This is a genomic window from Pseudomonas sp. UBA6276, assembly GCF_002438365.1.
Taxonomy (GTDB): domain Bacteria; phylum Pseudomonadota; class Gammaproteobacteria; order Pseudomonadales; family Pseudomonadaceae; genus Aquipseudomonas; species Aquipseudomonas coleopterorum.
The window spans coordinates 1-20,491 of record NZ_DJUS01000159.1 but is presented as its reverse complement, the minus strand read 5'-3'; the positions used below and the strand labels follow the sequence as shown (position 1 = coordinate 20,491).

Here is a 20,491-nt window from a genome sequence, read left to right as displayed (position 1 = left end):
GACGTGGTCTACAACCACACGGCCGAAGGCAACGAGATGGGCCCGACCCTGTCGCTCAAGGGTATCGACAACGCCAACTACTACCGCCTTATGCCAGACGATGCGCGTTACTACATCAACGACACCGGCACCGGCAACACCCTGAACATGAGCCACCCCTGCGTCCTGCAGATGGTCACCGACTCCCTGCGCTACTGGAGTTCGGAAATGGGCGTGGACGGTTTCCGGTTCGACCTGGCGACCATTCTGGGCCGCGAAGCCCATGGCTTCAGCGAAGGCGGCGGCTTCCTCGACGCCTGCCGTCAGGATCCGGTGCTGGCCAAGGTCAAGCTGGTCGCCGAGCCTTGGGACTGCGGTCCGGGCGGCTACCAGGTGGGCAACTTCCCGCCGGGCTGGATGGAATGGAACGACAAGTTCCGCGACATCTCCCGCGCGTTCTGGAAGGGCGACGACGAGATGCTCGGCGATTTCGCGAAAATCTTCCTGGGCTCGGGCGACCAGTTCAACCGTCGCGGCCGCAAGCCGGCGTCGTCGGTCAACTTCATCACCGCTCACGATGGTTTCACCTTGAACGACCTGGTGTCGTACAACGAGAAACACAACGAAGCCAATGGTGAAGACAACCGCGACGGTCACTCCGACAACCGCTCGTGGAACTGCGGTGTCGAAGGCCCGACGGACGATCCGGAAATCGTCGCTCTGCGCTACCGCCAGATGCGTAACCTGCTGGCGACGCTGTTCCTCGCCCAAGGCACCCCTATGCTGCTGGCCGGCGACGAGTTCGCGCGTACCCAGGGTGGCAGCAACAACGCCTATTGCCAGGACNNGGACAGCGAGATCGGCTGGGTGGACTGGAACATCAGCGAGCAGAGCACCGAGCTGCAGGACTTCGTCAAGTACCTGATCGAGCTGCGCAACCGCTACCCGCTGCTGCGCCGCAATCGCTTCTTCACGGGTGCCTACGACGAAAGCCTGGGTATCAAGGACGTCAGCTGGATCCAGCCCAACGGCAGCGAAATGGGTGTCGAGCAGTGGCAGGACGGCAGCAACCGCTGCATGGGTATCCTGCTCGACGGTCGCACTCAGGCCAGTGGTATCCGCCGCGCCGGGGTCGACCATTCGCTGTTGATCGTGGTCAACGCGCACCATGACGTGGTCGGCTTCACCCTGCCGGAAGTACCGGAAGGCAAGCGTTGGATTCTGCAGTTGGATACCAACCAGACTGACTTCGAGGCAGGCGAGTCGTTTGATTTCGGTACCGAGTACGCCGTCACCGGGCGTTCGGTGCTGATGTTCGAACTGGCCAAGCCAGCGACCAAGAAGCGTCGTTAACAAGGTAATATCCAAACGCCCCGATGCGGTCATCGACTGACTGCATCGGGGCGTTTGTCGTTGTGCCTTTCTGATTGCAAAAGGGTGACAACCCGCTGTAGACGCTAAGATGGCAATTTGCTAGCTTTCGAGGCAAGGGCGATTGCTCATGCAATCCGCCGCCATGCCTATCGTGGAACGAGCCTGTCGTGCGCCAGCATGATCCTTTCGACGATTCTCACCCTCACTGTCTGTGCACGCCTGTGCGTTGGATATTGCCACGATGTTGATCAGACGCCGCCCATCGCTCTCAGGTTTTATTGGCCTGGCGCTCGGTTTGATCGCATTCTCGGCGTTTTCTCTGTTGCGCTCGGAAATTCAGCGGCAGGAAACCCGTTTCTCCGAGTACGTACAAAGCATCGCGAGCAGTGTCCGCAACCAGCTCGACACCAACGATGCGGTGCTGGCCGGGTTTGCCGCGTTCCTGCAGGCGGTCAAGCAGAGCGATACCGATGCGGCCGCTCGCTATGGCGCCGCCGTGCTGGCGGCCTATCCGCACATCTACATGCTGGAAGTGGCGCGCAGTGTGCCTCAGGACGAGCAGTGCAATTTCGCGGCCCTGTTGCGGCGCACCTGGTTGCCGGATTTTCAGTTGAAGGATTTCACACCGCCTGCGCCTGTGGTCGATTCCCGCAGTGGCATGAACACGACATGGCCGATCCTCTTCATGTCGCCGCAGTTGCCGGAGACCAACGTGATCTACGGGGTGAGGCTTGAGACCGTACCGTATCTGAGCAATGCCCTGGTGCGTATCCACCAGAGTTCTGTGCCGGTGGCGACGCCCGTTTTCGCGTTGTATGAAGGGGGCGATGCCTACATTCTGATGAAATCGGTGTTGCGCCCCGAAGAGGACGCTCAGAACACGCTGCCCAACTTCTTCGGCAGCACGATGGTCGCCATGCTGGTGATCAAGACCGACGCGCTGCTGGGGGCGATCGTGCGCCACAACAACGATCCGCGAGTGGCTGTCAGCGCACGGTTGCGCAGCGATGATCACAACACCCAGGTCGTGGCCATGGAGGCAGCGCAGAGCCGTTGGTGGGACGAACTGGTCTTGCCGCGGCTGACCGATGACGTATTCGTCGACAGCCCGACGCAACCGCTGTCCTTGACCTTCCAGCGACAGCTGAGCCTGGCGGATGTGCTGGGGCCCGAAGTGCTGGTGATCCTCAGCGTGCTGCTGGCGAGTCTGGTATTGGTGCCGCTGGTGCTGGTCAGGCACTTTTCGGCTATCGAGGCAGCCGCACTCGAACACGAGCGTTCGGCGTTCCTGGCCACCCATGACGTATTGACGCAGTTGCCCAACCGCTACCTGCTGGCGGATCGCTTCGCCCAGGCGCTGAGCCAGTGGACGGAGCAGGGCATTCCCTTTGCGGTGATGTTGATCGACCTCGACCACTTCAAGCAGATCAACGATGAACGAGGTCATGCGGTGGGTGACCAGGTCTTGCAGACGTTGGCCAAGCGCATGCGCGAGGCGATTCGTGACTATGACACGGTAGCGCGCTACGGCGGCGACGAGTTCGTGGCCTTGGTCTCGGACTTGGCCAACCCGGATAGCGTGATCCTCAAGGCGCAACAGCTGCTGCACGCAATCGAGCAGCCAATCGCCACCTGCGTAGGCCAGTTGTCGCTGTCGGGCAGCATCGGGATTTCCCTGTGCCCTGTGCACGGGGAAGACCTCGATACGTTGCTCAAGGCGGCGGACAAGGCCATGTACCATGTCAAGCTTGAGGGTCGGCAGGGCGTGGCCATGGCGGGTGCGGCCTGAGCGGCAGTCTTCTTGAACCACCACGCGGCGAGCCCCTCGAATGCTCTATTGCGCGCCTTCCAGCCTGGAAGGCCGGTGTTCTGGAGGACGTGCCGTGCAACGTCGTCGTTTTCTCGTGGGCAGCGCCGTCGCCGCTGCCAGCATGCCCTTGTCATCAGTCGCTTTCGCCGCCCAGCCCGCGGCCTTGCAGGTCCCCTCGGCGGCACCGGGAAGCGCTGTGCTGACCGTTGGATCATTGCGGATCGGCGAAGGCGCACCCAAGATCATCGCGTCCATCACCGCCTCAACCGACCGTGAAGCGCTTGATCAGGCTCGTGACATCGGCGCTGCGTCACAGGTGGACATGGCTGAACTGCGTTTGGATCATCATCCACAGGGCCACCTGGGCGAACGGATGAAGCCGTTGCTGGCTCGTCTGGTGGGTGTACTGGACGGCAAGCCTCTACTCGTCACTTGGCGCAGCAAGGAGGAGGGGGGTGAGCGTGAGCTGGCCGATGCCACGTATTTCAACCTGTACGCCGAGCTGCTGCACACCGGTCATGTCGATCTGTTGGACGTGGAGATGATGAAGCCACAGGCGGCCGTCGAGAACATCGTCACGCTGGCCCATGAACGGGGTGTAGCCGTGGTGCTGTCTAACCATGATTTCAACGCGACGCCCGGCCACGATGTCATCGTCGAGCGTTTGCGCCGGCAACAGGCGTTGGGCGCCGACATTCTCAAGATCGCCGTGATGCCCAACAGCAAGGCGGACGTATTGACGCTAATGGCGGCCAGTCAGCACATGCAGGCTCACTATGCCAAGCGTCCATTGCTGACCATGTCGATGGGGCCGTTAGGCGTGTTGTCGCGGTTGGCGGGGCAGTTGAGCGGATCAGCCCTGACCTACGCAAGCCTGGGCCAGGTATCGGCGCCGGGACAGCTGGAGGCAGCTGCGGTACGGAACGTATTGGACGTAGTGGAGCAGGGTTCGCAGAGCTGAAAGGAGCAGCTGGGGCGGACAGGGGCGCTCGATGAGCGCCCCGGCAGGAATCAGAAGACCAGCTTGAACAGGCCGATGACCACGACCAGGCCGATCAGGAAGATGATGCCGACGGTGCTGCCAAGAAACTTCAACATAGGGATGACTCACGGTAATGGGTTGTTACTGCTCTAGACAGCGGCTCGCAGTGCTCGTTTCATTTCATGTGACGCCAGTATCTTGTGCGTCGTTCTGTGCCTGCCAAGCGCCTAGGCATGTGGTCCGAGAATCCCTTGGCGAATGTCGTCGAACGCCACGACGCTGCGCTCCACGGCCTGAATCACAGTGGGCGCGTCCTTCCAGAGCGAATCGCTGACCGACTCGGAAAAGATCTCGAGCACGTACTCGCCTGCGTAGCCCACATCGACCAGTCGTCGAAGAAGCGCTTGCAGGGGAATAGCGCCGTCGCCCACGGCACGTCGGTCGTGCAGCGATTGCGGACGGCGCCAGTCGGCCAGTTGCACGATGAACAGCTTGTCGGCATCGAGGGTGTCGAGCAGGCTGGGGTCCTGCCAGCTGTTGTACAGGTCCAGGCACAGGCCGAAGGCGGGCCGTGCGACGGCGTGCGCCATTTCACGGGCCTGACCGAAGGCGAACAGAATGGAATTCTGGTTCATCAATGAAGGCGCCAACGCTTCGAGTGCGATGAGCATCCCTTTCTCACTCGCGTGCTCGGCCAGTGTCCGGTAGTGCTCGACGCACTGTGTCCAGACCAATGCTTCATTGCCCTGCGCGTCGGCGCCGGTGTTGGTGACCAGTGCCAGGCCGGGAAAGAATTCGCTGAACAGATCGACCGAGTTCATCAGTTGCGCCAGACGCACGTCTGGGGCTTGCGGCTCGGGCGCTGAAGCTGAAGGGAAAATGGTCAGGGTGCGGGGCTGGATCGAGGTCACCCGAACGCCGCTGGCGCGCACGTGAGCCAATTGCTCCCGTGCGCGTGCGGGGTCTTCGGAGAGCTTCTTTTCTGCCAGTTCCAGGCCGCAGCCCAGACGCTGGCACAGTTGCAGGTCTTGTTCGAGGGTGAGGGGTTGGGTGGTGATCTGACTCAGTGCCAAGCGTTGCATGGTGACCTCTGTGCTGCTGCATGAAAGCCCAATCGCCGTGGGCCGGACAAAGCAAGGCCGAGCAGAGCTCGGCCTCGTGGTGCGGTGCTTCAGAGCGCGGGTACGACACCGGCGACAGGTTCTACAATGGGCGCTTCAATGGTCGGCGAGCCGGGTGTGAGAATGACCTTGCGGCAATCCTCTTCCTTCTTGTCGAAGATCTTGTAGCCTTCGACCGCCTGTTCCAGGGACATGCGGTGGGTGATGATCGTCTCGGGCGTCAAGCGGCCCGCTTCGATGTGCTCGAGCAGCTCGGGCAGGTAGCGCTGAACGTGAGTCTGGCCCATGCGGAAGGTCAAGCCCTTGTCGAACGCATCGCCGAACAGGAAGCCGTGGATGAAGCCGGCGTACACGCCCGGCACGCTGACCACGCCGCCGCGGCGCACGGCCGCGATGCACTGGCGCAACGCCTTGCCGCTGCTGCCTTCAAGCTTGAGGGCGGCGAGCACGGTTTCGGTGGTGCTGCCCTTGGCTTCGAAGCCCACTGCATCCACAACGCCATCCACGCCGCGCGAGCCTGGCGTCTGACGGATGATGGTATCGGCTGGATCGTCGTCTTCATCGAAGTTGATCGGGATCACCCCATAGGCCTGTTGCGCATAGGCCAGGCGGTAGGGGTGATGGTCGACCATGAAGATGCGCTCGGCGCCCAGCATCCGCGCGACGGCAGCGCACAGCAGACCGACCGGGCCAGCGCCGTAGATGGCGATGCTAGAACCCTTGCCGATCTCGGTGTTTTTCACGGCTTGGAAGGCAGTGGGCAGAATGTCCGACAGAAACAGCACTTTTTCATCCGACAGGGTGCCAGGCACCTTGAACGGGCCTGTATTGGCCTTGGGCACGCGCACGTATTCGGCCTGGCCGCCTGGCACGCCGCCGTACAGATGACTGAAACCGAACAGCGCTGCGCCCGATGGAATCGACTTCTTGTTCAAGATCGCACCGCGACCGGTGTTGGTGGTTTCGCAGGCAGCGAAAAGATCGATGTTGCAGAAGAAGCAGCTGCCGCAGGCGATGACGAAAGGAATGACCACGCGATCGCCCGGGCTGACCGCGGTCACCGCTGAGCCAACTTCTTCGACGATGCCCATGAATTCATGGCCGAAGATGTCGCCATGTTCGACCGTGGGAATCTTGCCTCGGTACAGGTGCAGGTCCGAGCCGCAGATGGCGGTGGCCGTGACACGCAGGATGATGTCGTCGGCATCCTGAAGCTCTGGATCGGGAACCGTGTCGACTTTGACGTCGTGAGCGCCGTGGTAGGTGAGTGCTCTCATTGTTCGCGTAGCCTCTTGATCGGAATCGGGGGGTGTAAGTAGCAGAGGTATACGAAACACGGGAAGTTCAAGCCGATGTGTCCAATGGGCTCGTCGGATCGGGTCGACACACTGGTCACGTTCCGCTCTGAGTGGCGCAGGCGTGCCAGCGATTGCGGCCTTTGTGTTTGGCGGTGTACAGGCAGGCATCGGCGGTTATCAGCATTTGCGCGGCCGTGACCCATTCCACTGCCGGCTGGGCGGCGGTGATGCCGGCGCTGACCGTGACGTGTCCCGCAGGATGATCCAGGTGTTCGACGCCCAAGTCGCGAATGGCCTGCAGGATCGCCTCGGCAACCACGCCCGCGCCTTCCAGATCGGTACCCGGAAGCAGCACGGTGAACTCTTCGCCACCATAGCGCACGGCCAGGTCGGTAGGGCGCTTGAGCACCTTCACGATGGCGTCGGCCACCTGGCGCAGGCAGCGGTCGCCGGCTGCATGGCCATAGCGATCGTTGTAGCGTTTGAAGTAGTCGACATCGAGCATGATCAGCGCCAGCCAGCCGCGCTGTCGCCGAGCGCGGCCGATTTCGGCCCCCAGGGCCATGTCCAGCCGCCGCCGATTGCCCAGACCGCTGAGGCTGTCGGTCAGCGCCATGTCACGCATGATCTGATGGGCCTGGCGCAGTTCCTCCTCGATGGCGATGCGTTCGCGCAGCTGCTTGAGCACGATCATGCCGAAGCCACTCAAGCCAGCGATCAGCACCAGCAGCACCAGGCCGGTCTTGAGCAGGTCGCGCCGCCAGGGGCCGATGTAGGATTCGCGCGACAGCCCGGCTTCCACCACCAGCGGATAGCTGGTCAATGCGCGGTAGGCATACAGGCGGTAGGTGTTGTCGACCACCGCCTTGACCTCGACCACGCCTTCGTCGGCCACCGGCAGATAGCGTTTGAAGATTTCGCTGTCTTCCAGCGTCTTGCCCAGCACCGGCGCAAGGAGCGGGCGCCGCACCAGGATCCGGCCGTTGCGCAGCGCCAGGACCAGCGCGCCGCGATCGTCGATCTTGAAGTCGCCATAATAGTCGACGAAGTAGCTGACCCGAATCGTTCCCAGCAGCACCCCGGCGAAGCTGCCGTCCGGGTTATTGAGTCGGCGCGAGATCGGCAGGATGTATTCGTCCGTCGAACGGCTGCGCACCACGTCGCTGATGCGCACGTTCGGATCGGTGTGGGTGCGATGGTAGTTGAAGTAGTCGCGGTCGGCGTTGTTGGCCGCCTCTGGCGTACCGGTCTTGTCGGTCACCACCCATTGTCCGCTGGCGTCGTAGATGAACAGCCCATGCAACTGCGGCATGATCCGCGCCTGTTGCTGCATCAGCGCATGAATGCGCGGCACGTCCATGTTCTGCAGGCCGTCACCTTGCACGCGCTCGCCCAGGGCGTCGGTCAGTACGTCGACCTGGCGAATCGCATCTTCGGCATGCTGGGCCGTGGCGCGGGCCAGGTTGGTGACCGAATCGCGGGCGGTGGCGAACGCCTGCTGGTAGTCGCGCCAGGCGCGCCAGCCTTCGACGCCCACGAAGGTGAAGATGACCAGCACGATGAACGTTACGGTGAGACGAAACAGGGCCGAATTGCGCCCCGCGTGCCGAGATAATGGCTCGGCGCTTTCGTCGCTCGTGGCATGTAGCGGATTGCGTCCTGGCATGAAAGGCCTCATGGCTGCGCTCTGTCGCGGCGCGAGGTGTCCTGTGCTGCATTTTCGACAATGCGGTAAATGAGCGTGTCAGTGGCAGACTAGCTCAGCGGTATCGAGGTCGGAAGGTTGGGAGGGTTCAATGGTGCAAACAGTGGACGAGTGAGACTCTTCCGGGAGACTGAGGGGGCTGCGTGGGCATCCCCCTACAGGGTCATGCAGATGCGGCTGACACGGCAGGCGCGCGGCGAAGCGGAGATCGTGCGACTCAATGCGCTGCTTCGGTCCCTGCTTCTTCGCGCGCCTGTTGGCCGGACGGCCTCCAGCGCACATCGGTAATCCCATACTGCTCGGCTTTGGGCTTGCTAACCTTCTGCACCCGTTCGCGGCCGAACTTGGGGATGACACCGACCCCTGCGTCACAGCTCGCCCAATGCCAGGCATCGGCATTGTTCAGCGTGGGTAGACGAATGATGAACGACTTTTCCGCTCCATGGAGCCTGTAGTCAATGATGAACAGCGTTGGGTTCGGCATGGTGATCTCCTGCGTTGACTCATCATTGAGTTGTGACACGCAGGAAAGATTCAGAAAATGTGCAGGACGGCGACGAGTTGCCGGATACCTGGCAAGCCCTCTGCAATCAGGTGCGGGCGGCCCATTCGATGTCGGGCATCACTTCCAGCGGCGCATGGGAACCCTTGCCGCGAATTTCATTGACCGCATGCAGCACCAGCAGCCGAAACAGAATGATGTCTTCGTATTCACGCGGCGAAAGACTGCGCTCTACATGGGCTGGAACGTTGGGGTCGGTCAGCGTCAGTTTCAGCAGGCCATCGTGGAGTTCGGTTTCGTGTTTCAGCGGCGGGTCGAGCCCGGCGAGTACCGTTTCGATGGAAGCCATGGAATCACCCTTGACGGACGGTGTTGAGGAGGCAGTGAGGAAACGGGCAAAACGCCCGGGGCTGTAAGAGCTATAGCTGATAGTGGCTGAAAGCGCCTGTTCAATGCCATCAGTTTTTCGACTTCCCTTTACGCATTTTCATCGCTACACCGTTGGACATCCAAAAGTGTTTTTCGATGCCTTGGCCGATGCTTTTGAGTAAGCTGGCCGCACTTGCAATGGACGCAATGGAGGCTGGGCACTGATGACCGAAGACCAGGCCAACTACAAGCGGTTGCTGACGCTGATAGAGGGCGCCCAATGGCAAGCCTTCACCAGTGAGGACGGCTTTGCTCTGCGCGCCTTGCTGCTGGTCGGCTATATCGTGACCACGGTGACCGGGGACGGTCGCACGCGCCTGGCTCTCACCGTCAAGGGCACGCATTATCTCAATGCGCTGCGCAGCGAGCCGTGATCGACGCAGACCTCCTTTTCACCCCCCGATGTGCTTAAAGCGCTCGCGCGAACGTCAATCCTCCCCAATGGCCACCCCAGGTGGGGCCTCGTTATCTGCCAGTCCGGGAGTGCCGCCCGGGCGTACCGCTTTTCAAGGATGTGTTTCATGCCGCAACCGTCTGCGTCCCGTCTTCGCGTCCGGGACCGTCTGCATTGCCTTTCCACCTGTACCACGCCTCGCGCGCCGGCATGGCCAGTGCTGGGCCTGGCCGCCTTGTTTGGCGCCCCCAGCGCCGCCCTGGCGGCGCAGGTGATGGAGTTGCAGGCCGTGGAAGTCAGCGAGGCACGCCTGAGCGAGATCGACGAAGCCGACCTGGCACTGCGTTCGGTGCCAGGCGCCAGCAACCTGATCGACACCGCCGCCGTCGGGCGCGGCAGGCTCTCGGGCAACGAGGATCTGTTCAGCAACCAGGCAGGTATCTACGCCCGCGCCGCCAACAACGAGGGCGCGAAGATCTCCATTCGCGGTTCGGGTATCAACCGTGGGCCGGGGGCGCATTCGTCGGGGCTGTACCAGATGTTCGATGGCCTGCCGCTGACCGGTCCGGGCGGCACGCCTTACGAATTGCTGGAGCCCTTGTGGCTGAGCCGCGTGGAAGTGCTGCGCGGGGCCAATGGCTTCGATCGCGGCGCGCTGGCCTTGGGCGGTGCCATCAACTACGTGATGCACACCGGTTACGATGCGGCCAAGTTGCAGCTGCGCTACGAGGTCGGCAGTCATGGCTACAGCAAGCGTCAGATCAGTTCTGGCCAGGTGCTGGGTGATGCCGATTACTATTTCAGCGTGACCGATTCCAGCTACGACGGCTTCCAGGATCAAAGCGCAGGTGGCAGCCGTGGTGCGGCAGGCAACTTCGGCTACCGTTTCAGTCCGCAGTTGGAAACGCGCTTCTTCTTCCGCTATCGCGAGACCGACAACGACACCCCGGGCAAGCTGACGCGGGCGCAGATCGCCCATGATCCCCGCGCGGCCAACGCCTTGAACCTGGCACGCGATTCCAAGCGCATTCAACCGGGCAGTACCTGGTTGGCCAACAAGACCACCTGGCACCTTGACGACGATGCCCGCCTGGCAGCCGGTCTGGTCTATCACGACTATCCGATGGACCTGCGCGAAGGCACCAACCGCATGAAGGTGGCCTACACCGATGTCAGCGGCACCTTGAACTATGTGCGCCAGGACGTGCTGCTCGGCCATGCCAGCAAAACTACCGTGGGGTGGCGCAGCACCAAGGCATTGCCCAATTCCGGCGTGTCGGAATTCGTCCGGGTACCGGTCGGCAACACGGCCGGGTATGCGCCCGGCACCCGCACCCGGGACTACAGCTATCAAGGCTCCGACCATACGGTGTATATCAGCAACGAGCTGGAACTGGTGCCCGATCTCTGGCTCACCACGGGGCTAGCCGCGCTGTACACCCGTCGCGAGACGGAGGTCAGCTACCCGGTGACCCATGACCGGGTCAGCCAGCACGCCTGGGACTACGCGCCCCGCCTGGGTTTGCGCTACGACTACAGCCCGAAGGTGCAGGTGTTCGGCAACCTCAGCCGTTCGGTGGAACCGCCACACCCCTGGTCGATGATCTGGGGCTCCAACCGCTACTTCGCGCCGGGCAGCGGCGCGGCGACGGGTTTGCAGAGCAATGGCGTGGAGCTCGACAACCAGAGCGCGACCACTCTGGAGCTGGGTGGGCGTGGCGATGCCTGGTTCGGCCGCTGGGATCTGGCCTGGTATTACTCGCAGGTCCGCCATGAGCTGCTCAGTGTCGAAACCCAGGCCGCCACGGCCACCACCTCGCAGGTGATCGGCGAGGCGAATGCCAGCCCGACGGTCCATCAGGGCGTCGAGATGGCCCTGGACAGCCCATTGTGGGAGGGGCAGCAGGCCGGACGTCTGGGTTTGCGCCAGACCTACACCTACAGCGATTTCCACTACCGTGACGACGCGCGTTTCGGCAATAACCGGCTGCCTGGCCTGCCTCAACATTACTATCAAGCCGAATTGCGCTACGACCACCCCAGCGGCGTCTACACCGGTTTCAACGTGCAGCACGCCTCGCGCATCGCTGTGGACTACGCCAACTCCTACCATGCGGCGGCCTACACACTGTTCGGCGCCAGTCTGGGCTACTCGGCGCCGGATGAAAGCTGGCAGACCTGGGTGGACCTGCGCAACCTGACCAACAAGCGTTACGCCAGCACGGTCACCCCCGGCTACGACGACCAGGGCCGCGATTTTTCACGTTCCACGCCGGGCGATGGCCGGGGTGTCTACGCCGGCGTCTCGTGGAGCCTGCGCTGAGCAGCCGATGAGCAGCCGGCCGGCGTGACGCCACGGGTGGGCCGGTTGCGTTAAGATGGCGGTCAATCCGTCTTGGCAGAGCGCAGCAGTGATTCTCAACAGCCTGGTTTTCTTCATCACTCTGGCGGCCATGGAAGGCGTTGCCTACCTGGCCCACAAGTACCTCATGCATGGCTGGGGCTGGGGCTGGCACCGCTCCCACCACGAGCCGCGCACCGGCTGGTTCGAGAAGAACGACCTGTATGCGGTGGTGTTCGCGGGGCTGGCGATCGTGCTGATTGCCCTGGGGACCCAGGGTCTGCATCCGCTGGAATGGATCGGCGCCGGCATGACCGCCTACGGCGCGTTGTACTTCGTCGTCCATGACGGTCTGGTGCATCGGCGCTGGCCGTTCCATCTGGTGCCGCGCCGCGGTTACCTCAAGCGCCTGTACCAGGCGCACCTGATGCACCACGCGGTCGAGGGCAAGGACCGCTGCGTGTCCTTCGGCTTTCTGTTCGCGCCGTCTACGACGCGCTTGCGCGCTCAGTTGCGGGCGTTGCACCAAGGGCCTCTGCGCAAGGCGGACGAGGCCGGTTCCACAGCTGAGTCGAACGCTTCGGCCACTGCCGCCAGCGAGCGCTGACCGCACGCCACCATCCCTGGCTGACCGCTGCCAGCTTTTCGGCCTTGGAGGTCGAGACACGGGTGTCCCAGGCATGACTGCCTGCCGCAACCACCTTGACCCCGATCTGCCGGTACACGGCCGCCGCAGTCGCTACGGCCCAGGCCGAACGCCAGGGCAGGGCGGCCAGGCCCGCCTGGGCGCTGGCGTAGTAAGGCTCGGCCAGGTCGACCAGACGCCGTGCCAACACCGCCACCGCCGGCCGATGCTCGGGCGCCGCCAGGTCCTGCAGCGGAATGTTCAGTTCTTCCAGCCACTGCGCCGGCAGATAGCAGCGACCGATGCGCGCATCCTCGACGATATCGCGGGCGATGTTGGTCAACTGAAACGCCAGCCCCAGATCGCAGGCGCGATCCAGGGTGCGCGGGTCATGAGTGCCCATGACCCGCGCCATCATCAGACCAACGACGCCTGCGACGTGGTAGCAATACTGCAGCGTGTCGTCCTGAGTGTGATAACGGCGGTCCAGCACGTCCATTTCGAAGCCGGCCAGATGCTCCAGGGCATTGTGCTCGGGAATGTCGTGCTCGCGCACCACTTCGGCGAACGCGGCAAAGGCCGGCTCGCTCGCGGGCACCCCTGCATAGACCGCATGGGTCTGGGCCTGCAGCAGCGCCAGGCGGCGCTGTGCCTCCTGCGGGGTGATTGACACGGCGTCGTGACCGGCCTGCTGACCATCGATCACGTCGTCGCAATGGCGACACCAGGCGTATAGCATCACCGCGCTGCGCCGGGTGCGTTCGTCGAACAGCTTGGCGGCTGCGGCGAAGCTTTTCGAGCCCACCGCGATGCTCTGTTCGGCATGCTCGCGCAGCGCCGGATCCGGCGCCGAGGTGCTCATGGATGCAGGTCCGCGATCATCAGCCCGGCGGTCGCCTTGGCCGAACCGATCACCCCCGGTACGCCGGCGCCGGGGTGGGTGCCGGCGCCGACTAGGTAGACGTTGTTCAACTGCGCGTCGCGGTTGTGCGGGCGGAACCAGGCGCTCTGCTGCAGCACCGGCTCCAGGGAGAACGCCGAGCCCAGGTGCGCATTGAGTTCGGTCTGGAAATCATCCGGGGTGAAGATACGGCAGGTCACCAGGTCTTCGCGCAGGCCAGGAATGTAGTGCTTTTCCAGGTATTCGAAAATGCGGTCGCGATACAGCGGCCCCTGCACCGACCAGTCGATGGCGGCGTTGCCCAGGTGCGGTACCGGCGACAACACGTAGTGGCTGGAACAGCCCGGCGGCGCCAGGCTGGGATCCGTCACACAGGGCGCGTGCAGGTACAGCGAGAAGTCCGAGGCCAGTTCGGCGCCGTTGAAGATTTCGTGGATCAGCGCCTGATAGCGCGCACCGAAGCACACCGTGTGGTGCTGCAACTGCGGCTGCGGGCGTTTCAGGCCGAAATGGATGACGAACAGCGAGTTGCTGAAACGCTTGCCCTTGAGGCGCTTGCCCTCGCGTCGACCACGCGGGTGTTTGCCCAGCAGGTCGGCGTAGGTGTGCACCACGTCGGCGTTGGAGGCCAGGCAATCGGCGCGCCAGCTGCGACCGTCACGGGCATGCACGGCCGTGGCCCGATTGTTCTCGACGTCGATGCCGGCCACTTCCGCATTCAACTCCAGGGTGCCGCCCAGGTCCTGGAACAGCTTGACCATGCCTTGCACCAGCGCCCCCGTCCCGCCCTTGGGAAACCACACACCCCATTCGCGCTCCAGCGCATGGATCAAGGTGTAGATCGAAGAGGTGGCAAACGGGTTGCCGCCCACCAGCAAGGAGTGAAACGAGAACGCCTGGCGCAACTGATCGTGTTCGATGAAGCTCGACACCATCGAATACACGCTGCGCCAGGCCTGCAGGCGTGCCAGTTGCGGTCCGGCCTGCAGCATGTCGCGAAACGACAGGAACGGTACCGCACCCAGCTTGAGGTAGCCTTCCTTGAACACCGCCTGGGAGTAGGCCAGGAAGCGCTGGTAGCCGGCCACGTCCGGTGGGTTCAGGGCATGGATCTGGCGGTCCAGTTCGGCCTGGTCGTTGGCATAGTCGAACTTCGTGCCGTCTTCCCAGCACAGGCGGTAGAACGGCTTGACCGGGAGCAGGTCGACGTAGTCGGCCATGCGCTTGCCACTGAGGGTGAACAGCTCTTCGATGGCCGTGGGGTCGGTGATCACCGTCGGGCCGGCATCGAAGGTGAAGCCCTGGTCGCGATACACATAGGCTCGTCCCCCGGGCTGGTCGCGCTTCTCCAGCAGGGTGGTGTGGATGCCTGCGGCCTGCAGGCGGATCGCCAGGGCCAGGCCGCCGAAGCCTGCGCCGATGACGATGGCGGTTTTAGCTGGATTCATGTGGGTTCTCGAACTGCCGGGGAGAAGATCTGAGGGCGGCGCGCACGGCCTCGTCGACGGGCACGGGCGGCTTGCCGACGAGAATGCGGGCGCGGTCACGCCAGTGGTTTTGGCCTGCGTAGAAACGGCTGATCAACGCGGGCGACAAACGATAGAAACGCTGCATGACCCGCCAGCGGTCCTGGGGCCTTCCCGCGAGGAACAACATGCGGTTGAGCAGACGGTAGAAACCTTGGTCGTTCCACTGCTGGCGGGCGTGGTCGCGGATGCCGGTGAACAGGCGATCGGCGTCCATGACTGGCTGTTGCGCCAGCCACTGGGCCAGGCGCACCGCGTGGGGCAGCGAATAGCCGGTGGTGCAGTGAAACAGGCCGGCGCGCAGGCCGGACAGCGGCTGGCCAGACGCTTGCTGCCAGAACGCCTCGAAGTCGCCGGCCAGGGTAATCGGCAGCACGCCCTGTTCTTCGCGCAGGCACTCGGCGACCGTCCAGCCTTGCCAGCGCACGTACTCGCCGATGTGCTCGCGCAGCTGCTCGGTGCTCAGGGTATGGCGATCTACATAGTGAGTGTCTTCCACCAGCACGGTATCGGCCGAAAAGGGCAGTACATAGACGAAGCGGTAGCCATCACCCTGATCCACCCGGGCGTCCATGATGATCGGCCCGAGCAACCCGTGCGGCTGCTCCAGTCGCAGCAATTGGCCGACGAACGCCTGCTGGCCGAGCACGAGGTGTGGGCTGGGCCTAACCCCGCGACCGTCGATGACCGCACCGGCCTCCAGCATCTCGCCACTGGCCAGGCGCACGTGGCGCGGGCCCAGTTCGGTGATGGTTTCACCCAGGCGCAGTCGGTCGCCCAACGCCTGGGTGATGATCTCGGCGAAGCGCTCGCTGGTGATGCTGGCGTAGCCACTGTCGAGCACCCGAGAAACCTGGGGGAAATGCACCTGGTAGCTGGACCAGCGCTTGACCACCAGCGGCTCGATCCAGTGATGCTGCTCGGCGGTGAGGTCGCCATCGTGAAAGGACCAGGTATGGTTGCCCCCCAGACTCTGCTGCGCATCGATGCACAGGATGTTCAGCTCCGGACGCGCCTGGCGCAGGCGCCAGGCGATCAGGCCATTGGCCAGGCCGGCGCCGGCCAGGATCAGGTCGTACGTCATGCCAAGGCTCCGGCCAATACGGGCTGTCGTGTGTTTATTGCGGTTTCGATGATGTCGGCTGCGTTCAGCGTGCCGCCTGCGCTGGCCAGTTCCGCGCTCAAGCGAGCAAAGGGCTGGGTTGACAGGGCCAGGACATCACCCAGCGCCTGGGCGATGCGCGGCGAGCGGGCGCGGCGATGCAACTGCAGGCCCAGGCCATGATGGCGGACTCGCGCGGCCACGCCGGGCTGGTCGAAAGCGATGGGCATCACCAGCATTGGGGTGGCACTGGCGATGGCATCCATCACGGTGTTCAGTCCGCCGTGGGTGACCACTGCATCGGCCTGTTCCAGCGCCCACTGTTGCGGGGCGAAATCAGTGACCCAGGTGGCGCCGAGCGCAGCCAGGCGTGTTTCGGCCGCTGCATCGAGCAAACCGCAGTGGGCGACCAGCAGTTGGGCGTCGAGTTGTCGGCAAGCCTTGGCGATCTGCTCGAACATGCCCAGACGCTGGCCCTGCAGGGTGCCCAGGCTGGCGAAGACGAACGGGCGCCCTGGGTTGATCGACCAACTGCCTATGGTTGCCGCGGTGGCGGTGCGCAGCGGACCGACCGCGTGCAGATGTGGCGGCGCAGCCTGACGAGGGAAGTCGAAGCCCGCCAGCGTCTGGCTGATCTGCGCCAACGGCGAAAGGCACTCGTGCAGAGCGCTGCGCGGCGCCAGTCCGAGGGCTTTCGAGGCGTCCTGGATGGCGCGGGCATGGGGCTTCATCAGCCAGTCGTAGACCTGCGTACTGCCGCGGTACATGTGCAGGCTGCGCTCGTCGGTGCCGTAGGCGAACGGCATCACTGGCAGCGGCAGGCCCGGCTCGCGGTTGACCGGCAGGGCGCAGGCGATCGAGACGAAGGGCAGCCCCAGGCTTTCTGCGACCAGGCCACCGCCCGCTTCCATTTGATCGCACAGCAGCGCGTCGACACCGTGTTGCGCCAGGGCGGCCGGCAGCTCGTCGCAGAACATGCGTGTAGTGGCAGCCAACTGCTCGATGATCTGCCGCAGGCCCCAGGGTGTGCCAGGGCTGGCCGCCAGGCGCAGACTGCGTTGCAGGCTGCCGGGCGGGTGGCTGGCGGCGCCCAGCACGCAATAGCCGATGCCGGGGGCCGTGACCCAACGCGCCGCGTCGGCCTGGTGAAAGAAGGTGACTCGATGACCGCGCTGCATCAGCTCCTGGGCCAGCGCCTGCAACGCGTGGAAATGACTGTAATAGGCGGGTGCGACAACGCCGAAATGACTCATCGAGGCAGAGCCTGCGGATCGAGCAGACGGGCATGGCGCAGCCCCGCCAGATTGGCCGAACCGGTGCAGAAACAGGCCACGCGAAGCTGGCGAATGACCACTTCGAAGTGTTCGATCACAGCTTCCGTAGACAGCGTAGCGCCCGGCAACACACTGGCGGCCTGACCGACGAGGTCGGCACCGAGGCGGATGGCCTTGGCCGCATCGACGCCATCGCGCACGCCGCCCGAAGCGATCAAGCGTACGTCGGGCAGCGCCTGACGGACCGTCTGCACGCAGGTGGCGGTGGGAATGCCCCAGCCGGCGAAGGCCATGGCCACCGCGCGGTCCGCTGCCCGGGTTGCGCGTTCGCCTTCGACCGCAGCCCAACTGGTCCCGCCCGCACCGGCCACATCGATGACCTGCACACCGGCCTCGACCAGGGTTTGCGCCACGCTGGCGGAGAGCCCGGCACCGACTTCCTTGATTACCACTGGCACCTTGAGCACCGTCACCGCCCGGGCGATCTGCGCGAGCACGCCGCGCCAGTGACGGTCACCTTCGGGCTGAACGGCCTCCTGCAGCGGGTTGAGATGGATGATCAAACCGCTGGCTTCCAAGGTGTCGACCGCGCGCTGGGCCAGGTCCATGCCACCGTTTTCGAGCAACTGCGCTGCACCGATGTTGGCCAGCAGCGGGATGTCCGGGGCGATGCGCCGCAGCTCGCGGGTGAGCCCCTGGTCGTTGCCGGTCTGCAAACTTACACGTTGCGAACCCACTCCCATGGCAATGCCCAGGGCCTGCGCCGCTTCGGCCAGATGCCGGTTGATCGCGACGGCACGAAAGGCGCCGCCGGTCATGGAGCTGATCAGCATCGGCGCCTGCAGGTCGATGCCGAGCAGGGAACTGCGCAGGTCAATGTCTGCAAGGTCCAGCTCAGGCAAGGCACAATGCTCGAACTGAATAGTGTCCCAGCCCGCGCCCATGCGCGTGATCGCCCTGAGCGGATCCAGGACGATGTCCAGATGGTCATCCTTGCGTCGACTCAACTCGTCGGGCTTCATGTCAGCTCCATTGCTCAGGATCATTTACGGCTGCCTGCGGTCTGTCCATGGTAGAGAGTTGTACGGCGCGCTCATATTCGCATAACGTATGTCCATCTTCACAGGCTCAGGCACCGGCGGTGAGCAGTCGTTCCTTGTTTGCGAACGTTTGCCCCCGGACCGAACCCTGCCGAAATCTCGTCCCCGGCTGCCCCGCAGGACTCGAAACAAGAATAGAGGGAACGATGACAGCTGATACGCCCGCGACCAGCGATACTGGTTTTACCGAGCACATGGCCTTGCTGCGCTGCACCATCGAAGCGCGGCTGGACGCCTTGCTGCCCGTGGCGAGCAACGAGCGCGATCTGGTGGCCACGGCGATGCGCGACGGTGCCCTGGCGCCGGGCAAGCGGATGCGTCCGATCCTGTTGATCCTGGCTTCGAACGGGCTGGGCGCCAGCGACCAGGCGGCGCTGGACCTGGGCTGCGCCGTGGAGATGGTGCACGCCGCGTCCCTGGTGCTCGACGACATGCCTTGCATGGATGACGCGAAGCTGCGACGCGGTCGCGTCACCACGCACCTGGCCTTTGGTGAAGACGTTGCCATTCTGGCCGCCGTGGCCCTGTTGTCACGGGCCTTTGCGGTGGTAGCGGGGATCGAAGGGCTGAAGCCGTTGATTCGCACGCAACTGGTGGAGATCCTGGCCAACGCCATCGGTGCTCATGGCCTGGCACGTGGTCAGTTGCAGGATCTGCGTGACGGGCTGCATCCGCGAACCGCCGAAGAGATCGCCGCCACCAACAATCTGAAAACGGGCGTGCTGTTCAGCGCGATCATGGACATGGCCTATCTGATCAGCGATGCGCCACCGCCCACGCGCGCCGTGCTGCAGTGTTTCGCCCTGGAGCTGGGGCAGGCGTTCCAGCTCTACGACGACCTGCATGATCGCAGCCCGGACATGGCGAAAGACCTGGGCAAGGACGACGGCAAGTCGACCTTCATGGCCCTGTGCGGGGAAGATGAAGTGAAGCGGCGTCTGCAGGATCATCTGGACAAGGCCCGCGCCTGCCTGGCCGATGCCTATACCCAGGATCATCACATCAGCCGTTTTCTGCAGCTGATTTTCGTCAAGGCCGCGACCTGCGCCTGAGCGTTCGCCTTTGGGCAGCGTCGCTTTTCCACATGACAAATGAAAAGGGCATCAAGCTGACTTGATGCCCTTCGCAACGACGCGTTCTTACGAGGCGGCGTGCGGATTGCTGCCTTTCTCGACATCATGTTTCTTCGCGGCTTCAACGCCCGAGCTGCTGAGCTTGATCGGGTATTCCAGCGCCGGTTCATGGTCCTCGACCGTTACCGGCTTGCCCTGGATCAGACCTCTTTCCTGCAGCGTCTTGATCATCCCCGCGACGGCCTTTTCACCGCGATAGTTGTCGAGGATTTCCTTGCCCAGGCCATGGGGATGCGCGTGCAGCAAACGGGTGAGTACTTCGTGCTCGAGTTCGACGTTGCTCATGAATGCCTCTCTGGCTGCTGAATGAAAATGCATCGCTTACAGGGTTGTGACTCGACCTGGCGCGAGAGATTCCCTGCGTCTGCACGGGGCACGGTGAATCGGTTGGGCGAAAAATCAAACTTTTGCGCCGGTAGGGAAGTCGACTTTGCACACTGTGTCGTTTCGGCAACGAGGTACAGCCTCTGTCGAATCGGCCAAGGCTTCCCGTCAACTTTCGAGGTACACATGGCCAACTATCCAACTCCGCCGTTCGAGCCGCAGCAGCAATCGGTGCCGGGCACGCAGTCGAAGATGAATCCGCTGCCCGATTGTGGCGAAACCAGTTACAAGGGTTCGGGCCGCATGGCCAACAAGGTCGCTCTGATCACCGGCGGTGACAGCGGTATCGGTCGCGCCGTGGCCATTGCCTACGCCCGTGAAGGCGCCGACGTGGTGATCTCCTACCTCGACGAGCACGAGGACGCCAAGGACACGGCGCGCTACGTCGAGGAAGCCGGACGCCAGTGCCTGCTGTTGCCGGGCGACCTGGCCGAGCGGGAACAGTGTCTGGCGATCGTCGAGAAGACAGTCGAGCGTTTCGGTCGCATCGACGTGCTGGTCAACAATGCCG

General features: G+C 63.5%; 19 protein-coding genes. 8 read left to right on the top strand and 11 right to left on the bottom strand.

What is annotated here, in order from left to right; genetic code table 11:
* From glgX to aroD, 3 genes are all read left to right on the top strand, one after another.
* On the top strand, positions 1 to 1,332 hold a 1,332-nt coding region (glgX, locus tag B2V21_RS18555; protein WP_286917657.1), incomplete at its 5' end, for a glycogen debranching protein GlgX.
* Between the two features lie 262 nt (positions 1,333 to 1,594).
* The gene (locus B2V21_RS18550; RefSeq protein WP_286917656.1) at positions 1,595 to 3,142 is read left to right on the top strand and encodes a GGDEF domain-containing protein; all 1,548 of its coding nucleotides are present in this window, start codon (positions 1,595 to 1,597) and stop codon (positions 3,140 to 3,142) included.
* A gap of 94 nt (positions 3,143 to 3,236) precedes the next feature.
* Complete coding sequence (gene aroD, locus B2V21_RS18545) at positions 3,237 to 4,124, top strand: type I 3-dehydroquinate dehydratase (protein WP_286917655.1); 888 nt, start codon at positions 3,237 to 3,239, stop codon at positions 4,122 to 4,124.
* Positions 4,125 to 4,372: 248 nt separating this feature from the next.
* Here the strand turns inward: aroD and B2V21_RS18540 are convergent, their stop codons facing one another.
* The 5 genes from B2V21_RS18540 to B2V21_RS18520 form a co-directional block, all read right to left on the bottom strand.
* On the bottom strand, positions 4,373 to 5,227 hold the full coding sequence (locus tag B2V21_RS18540) for a sugar phosphate isomerase/epimerase family protein (protein WP_192066919.1): 855 nt from the start codon (positions 5,225 to 5,227) through the stop codon (positions 4,373 to 4,375).
* Between the two features lie 89 nt (positions 5,228 to 5,316).
* Positions 5,317 to 6,543: a zinc-dependent alcohol dehydrogenase gene (locus B2V21_RS18535; protein ID WP_049859884.1), complete on the bottom strand. Its 1,227-nt coding sequence runs from the start codon at positions 6,541 to 6,543 to the stop codon at positions 5,317 to 5,319.
* 115 nt (positions 6,544 to 6,658) lie between these two features.
* Positions 6,659 to 8,230 carry a sensor domain-containing diguanylate cyclase gene (locus B2V21_RS18530; RefSeq protein ID WP_286917654.1) on the bottom strand — a complete coding sequence of 524 codons (1,572 nt, stop codon included), beginning with the start codon at positions 8,228 to 8,230 and terminating at the stop codon, positions 6,659 to 6,661.
* 256 nt (positions 8,231 to 8,486) lie between these two features.
* Positions 8,487 to 8,753: a DUF6555 family protein gene (locus B2V21_RS18525; RefSeq protein WP_049859886.1), complete on the bottom strand. Its 267-nt coding sequence runs from the start codon at positions 8,751 to 8,753 to the stop codon at positions 8,487 to 8,489.
* A gap of 106 nt (positions 8,754 to 8,859) precedes the next feature.
* Positions 8,860 to 9,120 (bottom strand): hypothetical protein, encoded by a 261-nt coding sequence (locus B2V21_RS18520; protein ID WP_049859887.1) that lies wholly within the window; start codon positions 9,118 to 9,120, stop codon positions 8,860 to 8,862.
* 244 nt (positions 9,121 to 9,364) lie between these two features.
* On the opposite strand from B2V21_RS18520, the gene B2V21_RS18515 reads away from it, so the two are divergent.
* The 3 genes from B2V21_RS18515 to B2V21_RS18505 all read left to right on the top strand — a co-directional run bounded on the left by B2V21_RS18515 (position 9,365) and on the right by B2V21_RS18505 (position 12,542).
* Positions 9,365 to 9,574 (top strand): hypothetical protein, encoded by a 210-nt coding sequence (locus B2V21_RS18515; RefSeq protein ID WP_049859888.1) that lies wholly within the window; start codon positions 9,365 to 9,367, stop codon positions 9,572 to 9,574.
* Between the two features lie 147 nt (positions 9,575 to 9,721).
* Positions 9,722 to 11,917 carry a TonB-dependent receptor family protein gene (locus tag B2V21_RS18510; protein WP_286917653.1) on the top strand — a complete coding sequence of 732 codons (2,196 nt, stop codon included), beginning with the start codon at positions 9,722 to 9,724 and terminating at the stop codon, positions 11,915 to 11,917.
* A gap of 55 nt (positions 11,918 to 11,972) precedes the next feature.
* Positions 11,973 to 12,542, top strand: coding sequence for a sterol desaturase family protein (locus B2V21_RS18505; protein WP_286917652.1), 570 nt, complete (start codon positions 11,973 to 11,975; stop codon positions 12,540 to 12,542).
* On the opposite strand, the gene B2V21_RS18500 is transcribed toward B2V21_RS18505, so the two are convergent.
* Genes B2V21_RS18500 through fni form a run of 5 tightly spaced genes read right to left on the bottom strand, consistent with a single transcriptional unit; the run spans position 12,424 to position 18,385 of the window.
* The gene (locus tag B2V21_RS18500; RefSeq protein WP_286917651.1) at positions 12,424 to 13,422 is read right to left on the bottom strand and encodes a phytoene/squalene synthase family protein; all 999 of its coding nucleotides are present in this window, start codon (positions 13,420 to 13,422) and stop codon (positions 12,424 to 12,426) included. The two genes, B2V21_RS18505 and B2V21_RS18500, sit on opposite strands and share 119 nt — an antisense overlap.
* The gene (locus tag B2V21_RS18495; protein WP_286917650.1) at positions 13,419 to 14,909 is read right to left on the bottom strand and encodes a phytoene desaturase; all 1,491 of its coding nucleotides are present in this window, start codon (positions 14,907 to 14,909) and stop codon (positions 13,419 to 13,421) included. The genes B2V21_RS18500 and B2V21_RS18495 overlap by 4 nt, the downstream gene beginning before the upstream one ends.
* The gene (gene crtY, locus B2V21_RS18490) at positions 14,896 to 16,071 is read right to left on the bottom strand and encodes a lycopene beta-cyclase CrtY (RefSeq protein WP_286917649.1); all 1,176 of its coding nucleotides are present in this window, start codon (positions 16,069 to 16,071) and stop codon (positions 14,896 to 14,898) included. Before crtY ends, B2V21_RS18495 begins: the two co-directional genes overlap by 14 nt.
* On the bottom strand, positions 16,068 to 17,342 hold the full coding sequence (locus B2V21_RS18485) for a glycosyltransferase (protein ID WP_286917648.1): 1,275 nt from the start codon (positions 17,340 to 17,342) through the stop codon (positions 16,068 to 16,070). The genes crtY and B2V21_RS18485 overlap by 4 nt, the downstream gene beginning before the upstream one ends.
* Positions 17,339 to 18,385, bottom strand: coding sequence for a type 2 isopentenyl-diphosphate Delta-isomerase (fni, locus tag B2V21_RS18480; protein ID WP_286917647.1), 1,047 nt, complete (start codon positions 18,383 to 18,385; stop codon positions 17,339 to 17,341). Before fni ends, B2V21_RS18485 begins: the two co-directional genes overlap by 4 nt.
* A gap of 224 nt (positions 18,386 to 18,609) precedes the next feature.
* On the opposite strand from fni, the gene B2V21_RS18475 reads away from it, so the two are divergent.
* The gene (locus B2V21_RS18475; RefSeq protein WP_049859894.1) at positions 18,610 to 19,515 is read left to right on the top strand and encodes a polyprenyl synthetase family protein; all 906 of its coding nucleotides are present in this window, start codon (positions 18,610 to 18,612) and stop codon (positions 19,513 to 19,515) included.
* A gap of 87 nt (positions 19,516 to 19,602) precedes the next feature.
* On the opposite strand, the gene B2V21_RS18470 is transcribed toward B2V21_RS18475, so the two are convergent.
* A complete protein-coding gene (locus tag B2V21_RS18470; protein ID WP_286917646.1) occupies positions 19,603 to 19,881 on the bottom strand; it encodes a hypothetical protein in 279 nt (92 codons plus the stop codon).
* A 225-nt stretch (positions 19,882 to 20,106) separates the two neighbouring features.
* Here B2V21_RS18470 and B2V21_RS18465 point away from each other — a divergent pair.
* Positions 20,107 to 20,491: SDR family NAD(P)-dependent oxidoreductase (locus tag B2V21_RS18465; protein WP_286917645.1), on the top strand; the 385-nt coding region annotated here is incomplete at its 3' end.